This is a genomic window from Dactylosporangium sp. NPDC005572, from assembly GCF_040605515.1.
Lineage (GTDB): Bacteria > Actinomycetota > Actinomycetes > Mycobacteriales > Micromonosporaceae > Dactylosporangium.
Genome location: NZ_JBEXCY010000223.1, coordinates 1 through 18,664, shown reverse-complemented (window position 1 = coordinate 18,664; position 18,664 = coordinate 1). Strand labels below are relative to the sequence as shown.

General features: G+C 73.3%; 14 protein-coding genes and 1 pseudogene. 5 read left to right on the top strand and 10 right to left on the bottom strand.

The features are described from left to right. A partial coding sequence (locus ABZS66_RS51900; protein ID WP_354770668.1) for a hypothetical protein occupies nt 1–1,207 on the top strand: 1,207 nt, incomplete at its 5' end. 7 nt (nt 1,208–1,214) lie between these two features. On the opposite strand, the gene ABZS66_RS51895 is transcribed toward ABZS66_RS51900, so the two are convergent. Genes ABZS66_RS51895 through ABZS66_RS51875 form a run of 5 tightly spaced genes read right to left on the bottom strand, consistent with a single transcriptional unit; the run spans nt 1,215 to nt 5,137 of the window. Then, nucleotides 1,215–2,048, bottom strand: a complete 834-nt coding sequence (locus ABZS66_RS51895) for a DnaJ C-terminal domain-containing protein (protein WP_354770666.1) — start codon at nt 2,046–2,048, stop codon at nt 1,215–1,217. After that, nucleotides 2,035–2,526 carry a nucleotide exchange factor GrpE gene (locus ABZS66_RS51890; protein WP_354770664.1) on the bottom strand — a complete coding sequence of 164 codons (492 nt, stop codon included), beginning with the start codon at nt 2,524–2,526 and terminating at the stop codon, nt 2,035–2,037. Before ABZS66_RS51890 ends, ABZS66_RS51895 begins: the two co-directional genes overlap by 14 nt. A gap of 6 nt (nt 2,527–2,532) precedes the next feature. Further along, entirely contained in the window at nt 2,533–3,027 is a 495-nt protein-coding gene (locus ABZS66_RS51885; RefSeq protein WP_354770670.1) for a general stress protein, read from the bottom strand. Between the two features lie 53 nt (nt 3,028–3,080). Further along, the gene (locus ABZS66_RS51880) at nt 3,081–4,748 is read right to left on the bottom strand and encodes an FAD-dependent oxidoreductase (RefSeq protein WP_354770662.1); all 1,668 of its coding nucleotides are present in this window, start codon (nt 4,746–4,748) and stop codon (nt 3,081–3,083) included. Further along, nucleotides 4,745–5,137 carry a DUF2267 domain-containing protein gene (locus tag ABZS66_RS51875; protein WP_354770660.1) on the bottom strand — a complete coding sequence of 131 codons (393 nt, stop codon included), beginning with the start codon at nt 5,135–5,137 and terminating at the stop codon, nt 4,745–4,747. Before ABZS66_RS51875 ends, ABZS66_RS51880 begins: the two co-directional genes overlap by 4 nt. A 174-nt stretch (nt 5,138–5,311) precedes the next feature. Here ABZS66_RS51875 and ABZS66_RS51870 point away from each other — a divergent pair, with 174 nt between their 5' ends. Then, nucleotides 5,312–5,803, top strand: coding sequence for an Hsp20/alpha crystallin family protein (locus ABZS66_RS51870; RefSeq protein ID WP_354770658.1), 492 nt, complete (start codon nt 5,312–5,314; stop codon nt 5,801–5,803). Nucleotides 5,804–5,881: 78 nt separating this feature from the next. Continuing rightward, entirely contained in the window at nt 5,882–8,494 is a 2,613-nt protein-coding gene (clpB, locus tag ABZS66_RS51865; RefSeq protein WP_354770656.1) for an ATP-dependent chaperone ClpB, read from the top strand. Nucleotides 8,495–8,722: 228 nt separating this feature from the next. Here clpB and ABZS66_RS51860 read toward each other — a convergent pair whose 3' ends face one another. Both ABZS66_RS51860 and ABZS66_RS51855 read right to left on the bottom strand, forming a co-directional pair. After that, nucleotides 8,723–9,244 (bottom strand): hypothetical protein, encoded by a 522-nt coding sequence (locus ABZS66_RS51860; RefSeq protein ID WP_354770654.1) that lies wholly within the window; start codon nt 9,242–9,244, stop codon nt 8,723–8,725. Beyond that, entirely contained in the window at nt 9,241–9,780 is a 540-nt protein-coding gene (locus ABZS66_RS51855) for a hypothetical protein (protein WP_354770652.1), read from the bottom strand. The genes ABZS66_RS51860 and ABZS66_RS51855 overlap by 4 nt, the downstream gene beginning before the upstream one ends. A 315-nt stretch (nt 9,781–10,095) precedes the next feature. Here ABZS66_RS51855 and ABZS66_RS51850 point away from each other — a divergent pair, with 315 nt between their 5' ends. Next, nucleotides 10,096–12,840 (top strand): AfsR/SARP family transcriptional regulator, encoded by a 2,745-nt coding sequence (locus tag ABZS66_RS51850; RefSeq protein ID WP_354770650.1) that lies wholly within the window; start codon nt 10,096–10,098, stop codon nt 12,838–12,840. 278 nt (nt 12,841–13,118) lie between these two features. After that, nucleotides 13,119–14,606, top strand: coding sequence for a S8 family serine peptidase (locus ABZS66_RS51845; protein ID WP_354770648.1), 1,488 nt, complete (start codon nt 13,119–13,121; stop codon nt 14,604–14,606). 76 nt (nt 14,607–14,682) lie between these two features. Here ABZS66_RS51845 and ABZS66_RS51840 read toward each other — a convergent pair whose 3' ends face one another. The 3 genes and pseudogenes from ABZS66_RS51840 to ABZS66_RS51830 all read right to left on the bottom strand — a co-directional run. After that, nucleotides 14,683–16,857, bottom strand: a complete 2,175-nt coding sequence (locus ABZS66_RS51840) for a DUF6055 domain-containing protein (protein WP_354770646.1) — start codon at nt 16,855–16,857, stop codon at nt 14,683–14,685. Nucleotides 16,858–16,865: 8 nt separating this feature from the next. After that, entirely contained in the window at nt 16,866–18,374 is a 1,509-nt protein-coding gene (locus ABZS66_RS51835; RefSeq protein ID WP_354770644.1) for a hypothetical protein, read from the bottom strand. A 188-nt stretch (nt 18,375–18,562) separates the two neighbouring features. After that, nucleotides 18,563–18,664, bottom strand: a pseudogene (locus ABZS66_RS51830) (dTDP-4-dehydrorhamnose reductase); the annotation flags it as partial.

Below are 18,664 nucleotides of genomic sequence, written 5' to 3'. Positions count from 1 at the left end.
CTCCGCCGGCGCGTCGGCAGTCACCGGGAGCGCCGCGCTCGGGCAGGCCACCGGGCCGTGCGGCCGGGCCGCCGCCGCGGCGCCGGTCGTCAAGGTCACCGAGGTCAAGGTCGGCGCCGCCGTCACCGGCTACGGGCGCGAGGGCGACACCGACCCGCTGCCGATGGCCATCGCCGCCACGCCCGAGGGCGGGTCGTGGCTGGCCTGGCTGGGCACCGGTGGCAAGGTGTACCTCGGCCGCCTCGACTGCAACGACCAGCTCGTCGGCGCCCCGACCAGCTTCGACGGCATCGACCTGCAGGACGTCTACGCCGACGCCGGCGGCGGCGTGCTCCTGCTGACCCGCAAGGGCACCTGCAACACCGGCCCCCTGTGCGGCGGCTCGTCGAGCCCCTGCAACACCATGCACCTGATCCGCTTCGACACCGCCGGCAAGCAGGTCTGGGAGCGGCAGGTCACCAACCTGACCGGCGGCCGCGGCGGCTACGACGACGGCGCCCGGTTCGTCTGGTGGTACCAGCACCACGGCCGGATCGCCTCCGACGGCAGCACGTTCGCCGCCTACTTCGGCGTGGCGATCACCGTCAGGAACGGCAACTGCGTCGACATCCACGAGGGCGACCGGATGCAGGTCGTCGGCGCGAACGGCGCCCTGGTGAGCGGGCACCGGGACAGCTTCGAGGTGGGCTGCAGCCACAGCTGGGGCACCCGGATCGTCTGGGATCCGCGGGTGAGCCGGTACGTCATGGTGTGCGCGACCGACAACAACTGCCGCATCGCGCAGCCGCACCCGTACCGCACCGTCGCCGCCGGCACGTGCGACGGCACGCTGTTCGGTGGCGACCTGGTCCTGGCCAAGGGGCAGGGCTACTGGACGGCGTGGGCGCAGGGCGGCCAGGTGCGCCTCGAACGCTTCACCACCGGCGCGTCGACGTCGACGATCCGCACCGGCGCGGCATCGAGCCATCCGCATCTCGTGACGTACGGCGCGAACCGGATGCTGCTGTCGTGGGAGTCCGGCTCCCAGCTGAGTGCCCAGGTGTACGACAGCAGCACCGGAGGCACCGTGGGCGCCAGGTTCACGATCGGCGTGCGCGACCACAGCTTCCAGGCGTTCAAGTCGTACCCCGACGGCAGCGCCGCCTACCCGGCGGCCGGCAGCTCGTCGACCGCCATCAAGATCGCCCGCGTCATGCCGATGGCCTGATGCGCTGTTACGCGTGCAGCTCAGCGAGGCGCCGCCACAGCGTGCGCTCCTCGTCCGTCGCCGGGCGCGGCACGGTGACCGAGACGACCGCGTACAGGTCGCCGGGGGTGCCGCGCGGGTTCGGCAGGCCCTGGCCGGTCAGGCGCAGCCGCCGCCCGGACGACGTGCCGGGCGGCACCTCCACCCGGACCCGGCCGCCGGGCGTGTCGAGCGGCACGCTCGCGCCGAGCGCCGCGTCCCACGGCGCCACCGTGAGGTCCGCGACGAGGTTGCGGCCCTGCACGCGGTACCGCGGGTGCGGGTCCAGCCGCACCACCAGGTACAGGTCCCCGGGCGGAGTCCCCGACGAGCCTTGGCCGGCCAGCCGGATCCGCTGCCCGTCCACCACCCCGGCGGGGATCGTCACGTCGAGGGCGCGCCCCGGCAGCGTGACCCGCCGCCGCCCGCCGTGGTACGCGTCCTCGACGCTCAGGTTCAGCTCGGCCTCGGTGTCGGCGCCGGCGACCGGCCCGGCGCGGCCTGCCCGCTGCCCGAAGAGGCTGGCGAACAGGTCGTCGAGGTCCACGTCGGCCGCCGGGGCGGCCGCGCGGACGGACTCGTCGGGCACGTGTCTCCAGTCGCTGCCGAAGCGGTCGTACCGCCGGCGCCGCTCGGGGTCGGACAGGACGTGGTACGCCTCGGTGATCTGCTTGAAGCGCTCCTCCGCACCCGGCGAGCGGTCCACGTCGGGGTGGCTGCGGCGGGCCAGCTTCCGGTAGGCACGCTGGATCTCGTCCTGCGGTGCGTCCCGGTTCACCCCGAGCACGCGGTAGTAGTCGACGGCCGTGTCAGTCGTCGCCATCCGGCCCGCCCGGCTGCTCCTCGCCGCCCAGCGGAGGCGGCGCGCTGACGGCCACGATCGCCGGGCGCAGCAGCCGCTCGCCCTTGGCGAAGCCGGGCCGGATGACCCGCGTGACCGTCCCCGGCGGCGCGTCGCTGTCGCGGTCGACCTCGGCCGCCTCGTGCCGCAGCGGGTCGAACGCGACGCCGGTCGCGTCGATCGGCGTGAAGCCGAGCAGCGACAGCACCCGCCGGGCCTGCTCGCGCACCTGCTCGACCCCGGCCACGATCGACTGCGGGTCGGCCTCGGCGTGCTGCAGGGCCAGGTCCAGGTGGTCCAGCACCGGCAGCCAGGCGGCGGACACCGCGAGGCGTTCGGCGAGGCGCTGGTCGGCGGCGTTGCGCGCGGCCCACTTGCGGGTGTTCTCGACCTCGGCGAGGGCGCGCTGCCACTGCTCGCGCAGCTCCTCGTCGGTGCGTGTCTCGTTCACCTGGCTCATCGGCGCTCACCCGCCCCCGGCGGCGAGCAGCTGCCGCGCCTGCTCGGCGTGCTCGGCGTCGACCATGAGCGTGTACGTGTCGGCCTGGATCGCGCTCGCCGACGTGAAGTCGCGCTGGCCGCCGGTCGCGGCGTGGGCGATCGCGCCGAAGACCGCGCCCCATACGAGGCCGGCGACGGCGCCGAAGAGCACCACCTTCCACCAGGCGTCGACGGCGAAGATACCGAGCAGGAAGCCGATGAGCAGACCGAACCAGAGCCCGCTACCGGCCCCGGCGAGGGCCGCCTTGCCGACCGTCATCCGGCCCAGCACCTTCTCGACCAGCCGGACGCCGGTGCCGACGATGGTCACCCGGTCGACCGGGAACCGCTGGTCCGACAGCAGGTCCACGGCCCGCTGCGCGCTCAGGTAGTCGGGGTACGTCGCCACCGCCACCACCGGACGGTCCTGGGTCTCGCCGCCCACCGGCACTTGCGGCCGGCCGGTGCCCGGGAAGGGCATGGACGTGCGGTTGGTCATGACGACAGCCTCCTCTCGCAAGGACGGATCTCCTCTCACCTGCCAGCGTTCGCCGGTCCGGGGGAGCGGTGCCCATCCACCGGGGGTGAGTCTTCGCCGGTCAGGTACCGGTGCACCTGGCGGACGGCCAGGGCGCCGTCGCCGACCGCGGCGGCGACCCGGCGGATGGCGCCGCTGCGCACGTCCCCGGCGGCGAAGACCCCGGCGCAGCTGGTCCGCAGCCCCGCGTCGGTGCGCACGAAGCCCTGCTCGTCCAGCTCGACCGCCCCGCCGAGCCAGCCGGTGCACGGGTCGGCGCCGATGAAGGCGAACACGCGGGTGGCCGGCAGGCGCTCGCGGGCCGCGGACCCGACGCGCTCGACGACGACGGTGCCCAGCCTGCCGTCCGCGCCGTCCAGGGCGCAGACCCTCGCATGACGGAACACGTCGACGGCCGGATGCTGCTCCAGCTGCTCGACGAGGTACCGCGACATGTCCCGGCCCAGGTCGTCGTGCCGCACCACCAGCCGTACCGAGGCCCCCCGTTCGGCCAGCGAGAGCGCGGCCTGCCCGGCCGAGTTGCCGCCGCCGACGACCACGACCGGCTCCCGCCGGCACATGCGCGTCTCCATGAACGTCGCCGCGTAGTACACGCCGTGGCCCTCGAACTCCGCCAGCCCCGGCACGTCGAGGCGGCGGTACCGGGCGCCGGTCGCGATGAGCACGGCCCGGCCGGGCAGCGCGTCGCCGCCCTCGACGTGCACCACGTGCGTCGCCCCCGCCGCCGGCCCCGCCGCCAGCCCCACCGCGGGCCGCGGCACGTGCAGCGCGGCGCCGAACTTGTCGGCCTGCACCATGGCCCGGTCGGCGAGCTCGGCGCCGGAGATCCCGGCCGGGAAGCCGAGGTAGTTCTCGATGAGCGGCGACGTGGCCGCCTGCCCGCCCGCGGCCACGGTGTCGAGCACGACGGTGTCGAGCCCCTCGCAGGCGCCGTAGACCCCGGCGGCCAGCCCGGCCGGTCCGGCGCCGACGACGATCAGGTCGTACACGTGGCCCGGCGGGTCCGCGACCGGCGCCAGCCCGATGGCGGCGGCACACTCCGCGTTACTCGGGTTGTGCAGCGTCTCCTGCCCGCAGATGAGCAGCGGCGTACGCCCCGGCCCGACGCCGAGGCGGCACAGCATCGCCTCCGCGTCCGCGTCGTCCTCCACGTCGGTCCAGGTGCACGGCACCCGGTTGCGGGCCAGGAACTCGCGCAGCCGCGCGGTGTCCGGCGTGAACCGCGAGCCGACGACGTGCACCCCGGCCACGTTGCCGACGAGCAGCTCGCGGCGGCGGATGAGGGCCCGCACGATCAGGTCGCCGAGCGCCGGGTTGCGCCCCGCCACCCGGTGCATGACCTCGACCGGTACCGCGAGGACCGCGCCGTCCTCCAGCACCACCGTCGACACGAACGCCGGCTGGCGGTTGATCAGGCCGATCTCGTCGAGGAACCGGCCCGGGCCGTGCGCGCCGAGCAGCCGCCGGCCCGCGGTGGTGTACTGCTCGTAGACGCCGACGAGACCGTCGAGCACCACGAGGAAGTCCCGGTCCCGACGGCCCTCGGCGATGAGCACCTCGCCGCGGGCCGTCGGCCGCCGCTTCCCGCCGCGCGCCAGCAGCTCCAGCTGGTCGTCGCCGAGCCTGGGGAAGGCCCCCGCCACGTCGGGGAACTCGGCGGTCACGGGATGGTGGCCGCAAGCTCCCGGGGCATGCTGCCCCGCAGGTCGTCCCACTCGCCCTCGGCGCCGAACCGCTTCAGCGCGGTCAGCACCGTGGACACCAGCGGCTCCAGGCCACCGTCGACGTTGAACGGGAACTCCCGCCGGACCCGCTCGTAGAACTCCTCGCGGTGCATCTTCACGGGTACGTGGCTGGGCTCCCAGCCCTCGTAGTACAGGCCCCGCACCAGCATCGGCAGGCACGCCGCGAACTTCGCGGACTCCGCGACCGGCAGCCGGTCGCGCAGCGCGTGCAGCGTGGCCCGCAGCGCCGCGAACGACTGGTTGCGGCGCGAGCGCGGCCAGCCGTACGCCTGCTCGATCTCATTGAGCAGATGATTCGTCTTGTCCACTGTGGAATCGAACGTGTGGTATCCGGTTCCCGACATGGTCTGCCCCCTCCTGCTCCGTCGGCCCGGGGCTACCCGTGGCCGGGCGCTTCACACCCGTTGCAGGGGAGGGCCGGCCCGGCCCGGCGGCCGACGATGGAGACGGTCACCCGACGAGCACGGAAGGAACCGAGTGTCATGACCCTCGCACCGTTCTCCGCGCGTCAGCGTGGTGGGCAGATCGCCCGGGGCCGCCGGTCCGCCTGGGACCCGGCCCGTGAGATCGACGAGTACATCCGCTCCTTCTTCGGCGGCGGCCCGGCCGGTGGCGACCCGGCCGCCATCGCGGCGGCACTGCGCCCGCCGGTCGACATCGAGGAGACCGAGCAGGCCTACGTCGTGGACGTGGACCTGCCCAACGTGTCCCCCGAGAAGATCGAGCTGCAGATGCGCGGCGAGGAGCTGCGGATCTCCGGCACGTTCGAGGAGCGCGAGCGCCGCGGCGTGATGCGCCGCCAGAACCGCCAGTCCGGCGAGTTCGAGTACGTCGTGGACCTGCCGAACGACATCGACGGGGACCGGGTCGAGGCGTCGTACGACAACGGCGTGCTCACCGTCAACGTCGCGCGGGCCCGCAGCGCCCAGCCCCGGCGGATCGAGATCGAACGGGGCCGTAAGCGGGGCGGCTGACCGCCCGCTCTCCGTGTCCGGCGGCCCGGGCCGCCGGACACCTCATGCCGTGCCATCGCGTTGTCCGGAGGGTGCCCCATGGACTTCAACCGGCTCACGGAACGGTCCCAGCAGGCCGTCCACGACGCGCAGACCAAGGCCGTGCGGTTCGGCCACACCGACGTCGACGGCGAGCACCTGCTGCTCGCCCTGCTCGACCAGCCCGAGGGTGTCGTACCGCGGCTGCTGGAGGTGCTCGGCGCCGACAGCGAGATGCTCCGCGAGCGCGACGAGGCGGAGCTGGAGCGCCGCCCCTCGGTGTCCGGCCCCGGCGCCGCGCCCGGCCAGGTGATGATCACCCAGCGGCTGGCCCGGCTGCTCGACGCGGCCGACCGGGAGGCCCGGCGGCTCAAGGACGAGTACGTGTCGGTCGAGCACCTGCTCCTCGGACTCGTCGACGAGGGCCCGCAGACCGCCGCCGGCCGGCTGCTGCGCGACGCCGGCGTCACCCGCGAGCACCTGCTCGGCGCGCTCACCGGCATCCGCGGCGCCCAGCGGGTCACCTCCGCCAACCCGGAGGCGTCCTACGAGGCCCTCGCCAAGTACGGCCGGGACCTCGTCGCCGACGCCCGGTCCGGGCGGCTCGACCCGGTCATCGGCCGCGACGAGGAGATCCGCCGCGTGGTGCAGATCGTGTCGCGCAAGACGAAGAACAACCCGGTCCTCATCGGCGACCCCGGCGTCGGCAAGACCGCGATCGTCGAGGGCCTCGCGCAGCGCATCGTCGACCAGGACGTGCCCGAGGGGCTGCGCGACAAGACCATCTTCGCGCTCGACATGGGCTCCCTCGTCGCCGGCGCGAAGTACCGCGGCGAGTTCGAGGAGCGGCTCAAGGCGGTCCTCGCCGAGGTCACCGCGGCCGGAGGCCGCATCCTGCTGTTCATCGACGAGCTGCACACCGTCGTCGGGGCCGGCGCGGCCGAGGGCGCGCTCGACGCCGGGAACATGCTCAAGCCGATGCTCGCCCGCGGCGAGCTGCGGATGATCGGCGCGACCACGCTCGCCGAGTACCGGCAGCGCATCGAGCCCGACGCCGCGTTCGAGCGGCGCGTCCAGCCGATCCTCGTCGAGGAGCCGTCGCCGGAGGACGCCGTCACCATCCTGCGCGGCCTGCGGGAGCGGTTCGAGGTGTTCCACGGCGTGCGGATCCAGGACGGTGCGCTCATCGCGGCGGTGCGGCTCTCCCATCGGTACATCCCGGACCGCTTCCTGCCGGACAAGGCGATCGACCTCGTGGACGAGGCCTGCGCGATGCTGCGCACGGAGATCGACTCGCAGCCGGCCGAGCTGGACGAGGCCACCCGCCGCCTGATGCGCCTGGAGATGGAGCAGGCCGCGCTGGCCCACGAGGAGGACCCGGCGAGCCTGGCCCGCCGAGACCAGATCCAGCGCGAGATCACCGACCGGCGGGCCCAGGTCGACGCGATGCGCGCGCAGTGGAACGCCGAGCGGCAGGCCATCCGCAAGGTCCAGGAGCTGCGCGAGGAGATCGAGCGGGTGCGCCGCGCGGCCGACGCCGCCGAACGCGCCTACGACCTCGACAGCGCCGCCCGCCTGCGCCTCGGCGAGCTGCCCGCGCTGGAGCGCAAGCTCGCCGTCGAGGAGGAGCGGCTCACCGCGAAGCAGGGCGGCCACCGCCTCCTGCGCGAGGTGGTAACGCCCGACGAGATCGCGCAGGTCGTGTCCCGCTGGACGCACATCCCGACCAGCCGGCTCCTCGAAGGGGAGCGGGACAAGCTGCTGCGCCTCGACGAGATCCTGCACGAGCGGGTCATCGGCCAGGACGAGGCGGTCCAGGCCGTCGCCGACGCGATCGTGCGGGCCCGCTCCGGCGTCCGCGACCCGCGCCGCCCGATCGGGTCGTTCCTGTTCCTCGGCCCGACCGGCGTCGGCAAGACCGAGCTGGCCAAGGCCCTCGCCGAGGCGCTGTTCGACACCGACCAGAGCATCGTCCGGCTCGACATGAGCGAGTACCAGGAGCGCCACACGGTGTCCCGCCTGGTCGGCGCGCCGCCGGGCTATGTCGGCTACGAGGAGGGCGGCCAGCTCACCGAGGCCGTGCGCCGCAAGCCGTACTCGGTGGTACTGCTCGACGAGATCGAGAAGGCCCACCCGGACGTGTTCAACATCCTGCTCCAGGTCCTCGACGACGGGCGGCTGACCGACTCGCAGGGCCGCACGGTGGACTTCCGCAACACGGTCGTGATCATGACGAGCAACCTCGGCTCGCAGTACCTCCTGGAGGGCCTGACCGAGGAGACCCGCGCGCAGGTCCTGGCCACCCTGCGGGTGTCCTTCCGCCCGGAGTTCCTGAACCGCATCGACGAGACGGTCCTGTTCAAGCCGCTCACCCTCGCCGAGATCGAGCAGGTCGTGGACCTGCTGCTCGACGACCTGCGGGCCCGCCTCACGACCGAGCGCGGCATCGAGCTGCGCGTGACGGAGCCGGCCCGCCACCACATCGCGGCGGAGGGCTTCGACCCGGTGCTGGGCGCCCGCCCGCTGCGCCGCTACATCCAGCGCCGCGTCGAGACGCCGATCGCCCGCACGCTGCTGCGCGACGAGCCCGAGACGGGCGCCGTCATCACGGTCGACCTGGCCCCCGAGGGCCTGAGCATCACCTGGCACCCGGCCGAGGCGGCGGTGCGCTGAGGCGCTGAGCGTGGCCGGTCGGCGGCGGTCCGTCCCCGGCGACCGGCACGCCGGGCCGCCCCGCATGATCACGAAGCGTTGTCGTCGCGGGGCCGGGTTGCGGGTCTGCGCCACGGCACGGTCCGCCATGATCCCGAAGGGTTGTTGCACCCAGGGCGACCACAAGGCTTCACGCTGACGCTCCACGACGGCAAGAACTCTCCGTGATGTCCGCGCGGGACGCCGCGTTCAGGACACCACGTAGGTCAGGGTGGTGCTGTTGTTGGTCTCGTCGTACTCGGTCCAGCCGAAGCTGTTGGCCGTGATGCGGATGGTGTAGGTCCCAGGCGTCAGCGGCGCCCGGAAGGAGACGGTGAACTGGCTGGTCGTGCCCGTAGGGAGGAGGTCGGCGCCGCAGGCCGGGCCGAGCGTGTTCAAGCTGAAGGGCACCCCGCTGTCGTTCTGGATGCTCAGCGCGCTCTCCTGCCCCAGCACCCGGCCGAAGCCCACCCACACCGGGCCCGAGTCGGGCCCGGGCCACTGGATCGGTCCGAAGAAGCCGCCGGTGCGCCAGCCCGTGTTGGTCACCCGGATCGTGTAGGAGTGCGTGTCGCCGGGGGCGATCGGGGTCGACGGGGTGACGGCCGCGGTGACGGTGAGGTCGGCCCAGTAGCGGTAGCAGGTGGCGCTCGTGCACGGGGCGGCCGCGGCGGGGACGGGCCACAGCAGCACCAGCGCGGCCGGCAACAGGCGCAGCAGGCGGCGGATCACGGGGTCACCTCGTAGGTCAGGGTGAGGCTGTTGTTCGTCTCGTCGTACTCGGTCCACTGGTAGCTGTCGATCCAGAGCCGGATCGTGTAGGTGCCCGGCGTGCGCGGCGCCCGCCAGATGAACGTGAACTCGCCGGACGCGCCGCTCGGGAGCACCTCCACGCCGCAGGACGGGCCGATGTACCGGCAGTTGAAGGGCACGCCGCTGTTGACGGTGTAGGCGACCGGGACCTCGTCCGGCGCGCCGAAGCCCCCGACCACGACGAGGCCCGAGTCGGGGCCCGGATACGGTACGGGGGCGGAGAGCCCGCCGGTGCGCCAGCCGGTGTTCGTCACGCGCACGGTGTAGCCGTGCAGCTCACCGGGCAGGATCGGCGTCGGCGGATCGAGCGCCGCCGTCATGGTGATGTCCGCCCAGTACCTGTAACAGGTGACCCCCGTGCACGGGGCGGCTTCCGCCCGGCCGACCACGAGGACGGCCCCGATCAACACGACCGCGACGACCGGGAGCCGCCGCCACCAGCGTCCACCAGACATGAGCCGACGATAAGTGTCGATCTTACGGTGGACAACCGAACGGCCGGGGACCCGACAGACGACGACACGCCGGGGCCGGGGACATCCCGGGCCCGGCGCGTTCATCGGCGGACCTGACGGGCAGGTCCCGGCAGCTGCACCACTTGTAGACGGTGGTGCCGTATCCGCCCCCGCTGACACTCGGACACGACGCCGCGGCAACCGCGTTCATAGGTACCGCCCCGTGGCCGGTTCCTGTGATGGGACCACCATGCGCGACCATGGATGCGCAAACGTTGAAGGAACCTTGAATCGGCGGCCCCAGCCCGCAGAAGGATGGTCGAGGCGACGTTGGAGTTCCGGCTGCTCGGCACCGTCGAGGCCGTCCGCGGTGGCGCACCCGTCGCCGTCGGCCCCGCCCGGCAGCGGGGCGTGCTGGCGGCGCTGCTGGCCGACGCCGGCCGGGTGGTGCGCACCGGCGACCTGGTCGAGCGGGTGTGGGGCGACGCCAGGCCGCGACGGGCGGTGCCGACCCTCTACAGTTACCTGTCCCGGCTGCGCGCCGCACTCGACGGCGGGCCGGCGCTGATCCGGCGGGCCGGCGGCTACCTGCTGGCGGCCGAGCCGTCCGCGGTCGACCTGCACCGCTTCCGCGACCTGTGCGCGCGGGCCCGCGCCGCCGACGGCGACCAGGCCGTGGCGGCGCTGTTCGACGAGGCGCTCGGACTATGGCGGGGCACCGCGTTCGCCGGCCTCGACACGCCGTACTTCAACCTGCTGCGGGCGACCGCCGAGCGGGAACGGCTGGCCGCCGAAGCGGACCGCGACGACGTCCGGCTGCGCCTCGGCCGGGCGGGTGAGGCGCTGGCCGGGCTGTTCGCGCGGGCCGAGGCGCACCCGCTCGACGAACGCACCGCCGGGCAGCTCATGCTCGCCCTGTACCGCGTCGGCCGCGCCGCCGACGCCCTCGCCCACTACCGGCTGGCCCGGGCGCGGCTGCGCGAGGAACTGGGCAGCGACCCGGGCGAAGCGCTGCAGCGACTCCACGAGCAGGTCCTGGCGGGCACGCTCGCCCCGGTCGTCGCGCCGGTCGTCCCCGCGTCGGCCCGCAACCCGCCGCGGCAGCTGCCGGCACCGCCCGCGGTGTTCGTCGGGCGGGCCGGGGAGCTGGCGCAGCTGGACCGGATCGCCGCCGCGGACACGATGGGGATCGCGGCCATCGGCGGCACCGGCGGCATCGGCAAGACCTGGCTGGCCCTGCACTGGGCCCACCGCAACGCCGAGCGGTTCCCCGACGGGCAGCTCTACGCCGACCTGCGCGGCTTCGACCCGGCCGGTGCGCCGGTACCGGCGACCGTCGCCCTGCGCGGCTTCCTGGAGGCCCTGGGCGTCGCACCCGGCGAGGTCCCCGACGACCTGGACACCCGGGCGGCGCTGTACCGCAGCCTCCTCGCCGGCCGGCGGATGCTCGTGCTGCTCGACAACGCGCGCAGCACCGCCCAGGTCGAGCCGCTGCTGCCCGGCAGCCCGGCCTGCATGGTCCTGGTCACCGGGCGCCAGCAGCTGGCCGGGCTGGTCACCGCCGCGGGCGCCCGGCCGCTGACCCTCGACGCGCTGCCCAGCGCCGAAGGGCGGGAGCTGCTGATGCACCACGTCGGCCGGGGCCGGGCAGCGCGTGAGCCCGAGGCCGCCGCCGCGCTCGTCGCCCACTGCGCCGGGCTGCCGCTCGCCACGAGCATCGTCGCGGCCCGGGCCCGCATCCAGTCGGCGCTGCCACTGGCCGCGCTCGCGGAGGAGCTCGGCGACCGGGCGGCGCGGCTCGACGCCCTCGACGCCGACGACCTCGGGGCCGACCTGCGGGCCGTCTTCGCCGTCTCCTACCGGGCCCTGGAGCCCGCCCTCGCGCGGATCTTCGGGCTGCTGGGCGACGCGCCCGGGCCCGACATCGGGCTGCCGGCGGCGGTGGCGCTCACCGGGCAGCCGGCCGGACCGACCCGGGCGGCGCTGCGCCGGCTCACCGCCGCCCACCTCCTCCAGGAGCACGCCCCCGGCCGGTACCGCATGCACGACCTCGTGCACCTCTACGCCGCCGAGTGCTGCGCCCGCGACCAGCCGCCCGAGGCGGTCGCCGCGGCCCGGGACCGCCTCACCGCCTGGTACGCCGACACCGCCGTGGCCTCCGACCGCGCCCTGGCACCGCACCGCACCGCACTCGACGGCGTCGCCGTCACCCGCTCCTTCACCGCCTCCGGCGCCATGGACTGGTTCGCCGCCGAGCACGAGTGTCTCGCCGCGGCGCAGCGCACGGCGGCCGAGCACGGCTCGCGGGCCGCGGTGTGGCGCCTCGCCTGGGCGCTCGACACCTTCCAGTGGCGCCGCGGCCGGCTCGCCGAGCGGGTCGCGGCCCTGCGCGCGGCGCTCCCGGCCACCACCGATAACCCGGCCGCGGCGGCGCTGTGCCACCGGCTGCTGGGCCGCGCGCACGTCCCGCTCGGCGAGCACGAGCTCGCGCTGCACCACCTGGAGCGGGCCGCGGCGGGCTTCGCGGCGGCCGGCGACGCCGACGGCCAGGCCCAGACCCACCTCAACCTGGCCCTGGCCTGGGAGCGGGCGGGCGACGACGGGCAGGCGCTGCACCACGCCCGGGAGAACCTGCGGATCCGCTCCGGACTCGGCAGCCCGGCCCGCGAGGCCGAGGCGCTCAACGCGGCCGGCTGGTACCACGCCCGCGTCGGGGAGTTCGAGCCGGCCGAGCAGTACTGCCGGCGGGCCCTGTCGGTGAGCCGGGCCCACGGGTTCCGCGAGATCGAGGCGTACACCAGGGACAGCCTCGGGTACATCGCCCACCACGGCGGTCGGCCCGCCGACGCCCTCGGGCACTACCGTGCCGCGCTGGACCTGCGCCGGGCGCTCGGCGACACCTACGAGGAGGCCGGCACGCTCACGCACCTCGCCGACGTCCTCGTGGCCCTCGGCCGCGACGCCGAAGCGACGGCGGCCCGGCGCTCGGCGCTCGCGCTGTACGAGGGCCAGGGCCGCACCCGCGAGGCGGCCGTCCTCCGGTCGCTGCTCCCACGGTGACGACCTGGGAATGCCACCTCCGGCGGCGACGCAACGGTGACGACCCCGGAATGCCGCCTCCGGCGGCGACGCAACAAGAACGGCCGATGTCACGCCCTTTCCGGTAACACGCTCCGGGCGCCGCGGAGCCGATGAAGCCTGTCCATTTTACGAACTTCGATATAATTTGCGTAACGAAACGTTGTTCCCGTGGATTGCCGGCATCCCCGGCTGGGACGCTCGCGGCGCCGGTGCTACAGCACCGGCTCGCCATCGGACAGTTCCAACGGAGGAACACCGTGAAACTCCCTCGTCGCAAGGTCCTGACGGCCTCGTGCGTCGCGACGCTCGCCGCCGGTGCCCTGACCGGCGCCGCCCTGCCGACGTCGGCGTCGGCCGCAGGGCCGCAGACCACCTACCTCGTCCTGGCGCCGCAGGGCCAGTCGACGCAGCGGGCAGCCGCGCGGGTCACCGCGGCCGGCGGCACCGTCGTCGCGGACTACGCCCAGATCGGCGTCCTCGTCGCCCGGTCGACCAACCCGGGCTTCGAGACGGCAGCGGCCGGCGCCGGCGTGGAGGCCGTCGCCTCCACCACCGGCCTGGGCACGGCCCTGGAGGACAGCGCAACCGTCGAGGCCACCGACGTCGCGGCGGCCACGGTAGCCACGGCAGCGGGTGACCCGACCGGCGAGCCGCTGTTCGGCCTGCAGTGGGACATGGTCCAGATCGACGTTCCGCAGGCCCACGCGGTGACGACCGGCAGCGCCGACGTCGTCGTCGGCGTGCTGGACAGCGGCATCTCCAGCACCCACCCCGACCTGGCCACGCAGATCGCCAAGGACAAGAGCGCGTCCTGCCTCGGCGGCGTGGTCGACTCGAGCGAGGCCGCCTGGAACCCGACGACCTCGGACCACGGCACCCACGTCGCCGGGACGATCGCCGCAGCCGTCAACGGCGTGGGCGTCGCCGGCGTCGCGCCCGGCGTGAAGGTCGCCTCCGTCAAGGTGGTCAACGACGACGGGTTCATCTACCCGGAGGCGGCCGTCTGCGGCTTCCTCTGGGCCGCCGACCACGGCATGCAGGTCACCAACAACAGCTACTTCATCGACCCGTGGGAGTTCAACTGCCGCAACGACGCGCGGCAGCGCCCGGTCTGGCTCGCCGTCCAGCGCGCGATCCGCTACTCGCAGAGCAAGGGCGTGCTCAACGTCGCGTCCGCGGGCAACTCGAACGTGGACCTGCAGCACAAGTTCACCGACAGCACCAGCCCGAACGACGGCAGCTTCCCGGTGGAGGACCGCACCATCACCGGTGCCTGCGTGGACCTGCCGGCCGAGGCGCCCGGCGTCGTCACCGTCTCGGCGACCGGGCCGACCCGCATGAAGAGCTACTACTCCTCGTACGGTCAGGGCGTGGTCGACGTCACCGCACCCGGTGGCGACACCCGGTTCCGTAACCTCGGTTCGCCGTCGACGATCTCGGACGCCGTCCTGTCGACCACGTTCAACACCACGACGAAGACCAACGGCTGGGGCTACAAGCAGGGCACCTCGATGGCCGGCCCGCACGCGGCCGGCGTGGCGGCGCTGGCACTGTCGGCGCACCCCGGCCTGCAGCCGGGCGCGCTGGCGTCGTGGCTGGAGCGCACCGCCGAGGCGCTGCCCTGCCCGACCGGCGTCTACAACCCGGTGCCCAAGCTCGCCGGGTTCGAGGCGACGTGCACCGGCGGCAACCGCAACGGCTTCTACGGCGCGGGCGAGGTCAACGCCTACAACGCCGTGCGGTAGGGACGCGTAGGTGGGCACGTGGGTCTGCTCCGACGGGGGGAGCAGACCCACGTTCGCTGTCGACGGAGGTCAGACCCTACGGGGTGTAGGCCTTCACCTCCAGCAGGCCGACCGAGTTGGTGCCGTTGGACTGCAGCACCACCCGCAGGCGGGTCGTCGTCACGGTCGTGAAGGTCACCGTGTTGTAGGCGTTCGCGGCCACCGGATACGAGGCCGGGATGTCGGCGTACGCCGAGCCCGTCCAGTACTGCAGCTTCCACGACGACGGCAGGTCGATGCCCTGGTTGTCGTCGAACAGGTACACCTGGGCCTCGTTCAGGGACACCGCCGACGGCCAGGTCAGCTCGGCCCACTGCTGGCCGCTGTTGGGCCACGTGCCCCAGCGCGGGTTCACCGTGTCGTTCGACGACGGCGGGTCGATGCCGTCGTTGATCGCCAGGACCGACTCCCACGCCGACGTGTACGACGCCGACGCCACGGCCTGGCCGGCGACGTTCTGACCGCCCGTGGGCGGCGGGGTGGTGCCGCCGCCGATGGCCAGCGCGTCGCTGGAGAACGTCGTGAACGACGGGTTGACGTCGGTCTCGCCGCCGGCGCCGTCGCAGCGGCGGTCCGGGTTGAACGCGAGGTACGTGCCCGAACCGCAGGCGACGGCGAACTCGGCGTCGCCGCCGACCACGATGTTCCCGGAAAGGTTCGCGCCGTTCTGGATCAGCGCGTTGTCCTTCACGATCGCGTTGCCGCCGACCGTGCCGCCGTTGACCCAGCCGAGGCCCTCGATGCGGGCGTTGCCGGTCACGGTACCGCTGTAGACCGCCGCCTTCGGGCCGACATAGGCCGACGCGGCCACGTTGGCGCCCGGGCCGACCCAGCCGCCGCCGTTGCTGTGCCAGTGCCCGCCGTTGGTCGCGGCCGGCTTCACATAGCCCGGCTCGAAGCCCGACGGCGTCGCGCCCGAGACGCGGAACTCGTACGGGAAGCGGCGCGCCTTCGGGTACCCGTCCAGGAACGCGTAGTGCGGCACCGCGTTCGGCGTGCCGGTGACGACCAGCCACACCTCGCGCTCGCCCGGCTGGAGCTGGAAGTCGATCTGCCCGTCGGTGCCGGTGAACAGCGGGGAGTACCGCGGCGTGCCGTTGCGCACCGCGACCAGGCCGAACGTCCAGCCGGTCGCGCCCGTCTCGGCGTGGCCCTTGAGCCGCAGCTTGACCAGGCCGCCGTCGGTGGCCGGGACCAGCCTGACCTTGTTGAAGCCGTAGTCCGACGGGGCGACCCGCGCGTTGACGCGGTAGTGGCCGAGGCTCTGGTTGACCGCCTCGACGTTGCCGCCGTTGTACGCGTTCAGCAGGAACCCGGCGCCGTACACGTTGTTGACGAAGGGCATCAATGTCGAGCGGTTGCCGAAGTCGTACGTCACCGTGCGGGCCGCGTACTCGCCCACCCGCCGGTTCAGCTCGGCCTGGCTGATGCCGGTGATCCTGCGGTACACCTCCAGGGGATGCTCGTTGCTGCGGGCCTCGTTCCAGATCCGGTTGAACATCGCCAGGCCGTCCCGGTCCTTGATGTACTGCAGCAGCATCCATGCGCCGTAATGGTGGCGACTGGACGAGTAGTACAGGTTCTCCGAGCGCAGCCACCGCGTCAGGTCGCCGGCCGCGGTCGTCGGCAGCGCCTGCATCGCCATGAACTCGGCGCTCGCCTCCCAGAACGTGCCCGCCGACGCGTCGGTGAAGCCGTAGCCGGATCGGCCGAGGAACGTGTAGTTCTGGAACACGTGGCCGAGCTCGTGCGCCAGGCCCCACGAGCCGGGCAGGGCGGCGCCGGGAGCGATGTTGATGACGCCCACCCGGCCGTCCACCGAGCCGCCGGTCGCCCACGCGTTGAGCTCGGTGCGGTTCCAGGTGTTCGTCACGATGACGATGATCTTGTACTGCGCGAGCAGCCCGGCCTCGGGCGTGAACTGCATGGTGTTCACGTAGAACGAGTACAGGTTCTCCAGCTGGGTGATGATGCTGTTGGGGTCGAAGTTGTACGGCGACGGTGCCGACGCCGGGTTGGTGCCCGACTTCTCGCCCCACAGCAGGATGAAGTTCGTCGACTCCCGGGTGCGGTTCTGCGCCCAGGGCACCTCGCCGGTCTGGGTCCAGCGGGCCGGGATGTAGACGGCCTTGGCGGCGGCGGAGGCCGACGGCGCCGAGACGGCGAACAGCACGCCGGCGGCGAGCGCGAGCGTGGCCACGACGGCCTTCATGCGGTGTCTCATGAGGCGTAGGCCTTGACCTCGAGCAGGCCGACCGAGCTGGTGCCGGTGGACTGCAGCACCACCCGCAGGCGGGCCGTGGTCACCGCCGTGAACGTGACCGTGATGTAGGCGTTGGCGGTCACCGGGTAGGATCCGGGGATGTCGGCGTACGCGGAGCCGGTCCAGTACTGCAGCTTCCAGCTCGACGGCACGTCGATGCCCTGGTTGTCGTCGAACAGGTACACCTGCGCCCGCCGCAGGGAGACGCTGGACGACCAGGTGAGCTCGGCCCACTGCTGGCCGCTGTTGGGCCAGGTGCCCCAGCGCGGGTTCACGGTGTCGTTCGACGACGGCGGGTCGATGCCGTCATTGATGGCCGTCACCGACTCCCACGGCGAGGTGTACGACGCCGACGCCGTCGCGGACCGCGCGAGGTTCGTGTCCGGCTGGGTGGAGCCGCCCTTGATCAGGAACAGGTTGTCGGCGACGTTGAAGTTGTTCGCCAGGTAGGAGCCGGCCGGCGGGTTGGTGTGGTAGTAGTCGTCGTGGTTGCAGTCGAGCCGGTCGTCGTGCGAGCGGTTGGTGCACACGGTCCGCACGACCACCTCGTCGCCGTCCTTGTAGCACATGACGTCCCATTCGTCGGTGCAGTGGGCGTGGCCGGAGGCGTTGGGCGCGTTGTTGTTCACGGCGCCGAGCGTGTGGCCGAGCTCGTGCGCGGCGACCCCCGCGACCCAGCAGCCGTTGTCGGCGCGGGCGTACTCCGGGCCGCTGTTCGAGCGGTTCGCGTCGCTCTTGCGCGTGTCGCCGGCGAAGCCGCCGATCCCGCAGTACACATTGGCGTCGACAAATTGCAGGTATTTGCGGTCGGTCCGCGTGTAGCCGGCCGCCTTGACCGCGTTGAGCAGCGGCGCCCAGTCGTTGGCGTTCAGTGCCGAGTCGGGGATCTGCACGTCGCGCACGACCGGCCGGCACGCCCCGTTCACGGTCTCGGTGACGTACCGCACGTGCCGCTCGCCGCCGGTCTCCTTGGCGCTCTCGTTGAAGATCGTGTCGACGCCCTCGGCGAGGCTGCGGAAGGTCTCCAGGTACTGCTGGTAGCGGCTGGTCGAGCCGTGCACGTACAGCACCTCGACCCGGCGGCCGCTGGTGCCGTCACCCTCGCAGACGGCGAGCGCCTGGGCGGCCGGCGCCGCGGCGGCCGCGAGGGCCGGCACGCTGGTCTTGACCGACAGGCCGGCCGGCGCGGCGTCGGGGCCGTGCGTGCACATGACGGGGTCGGTGCCTTTGACCTCGAGCAGGTCCGGGCCGCACGGGCCGGCCTTGCGGCGCTGCAGGCCGTTGTAGACGAGGCCCCGGGCGGGGTCACCGGCCGGGAGCGCGGCCTGCTCGCCCTGCTCGCCGGCGGAGGCCGTGCCGGCGATCAGGCCGGCCGCGACGAGGACGAGCGCGCCGAGCGAGATTCCGATCGTTCGGGCGGTGGGGGTGCCGGCGAATCGTCGCCGGCGGGGGAGGGATCCGGGCATGGTGCAGCTCCGATCGCGGATTGGCGGGCCCACGCCGGGTGGGCGAAATCCTTTTCGGCACCGTCCCAGTGTGATAGTCGCCTGTCAATGCTTGTGACAAGCTGTTCCAAGACTTAAGTGGAAACAAAGCGAGCGCCCTCGCCGAAACAATTTCGGCGGTGTGGCGCTCGCGAAACTTACAGCCGGCGTCAGGCGGCGTGCAGGAACTCGCGGGCGCCGCGCAGGCGGGTGGTGAGCCGGGCCTGCGTCGCGGCGCAGTCGAGGCGCACGGCGAGCGGGCCCGGGACGCC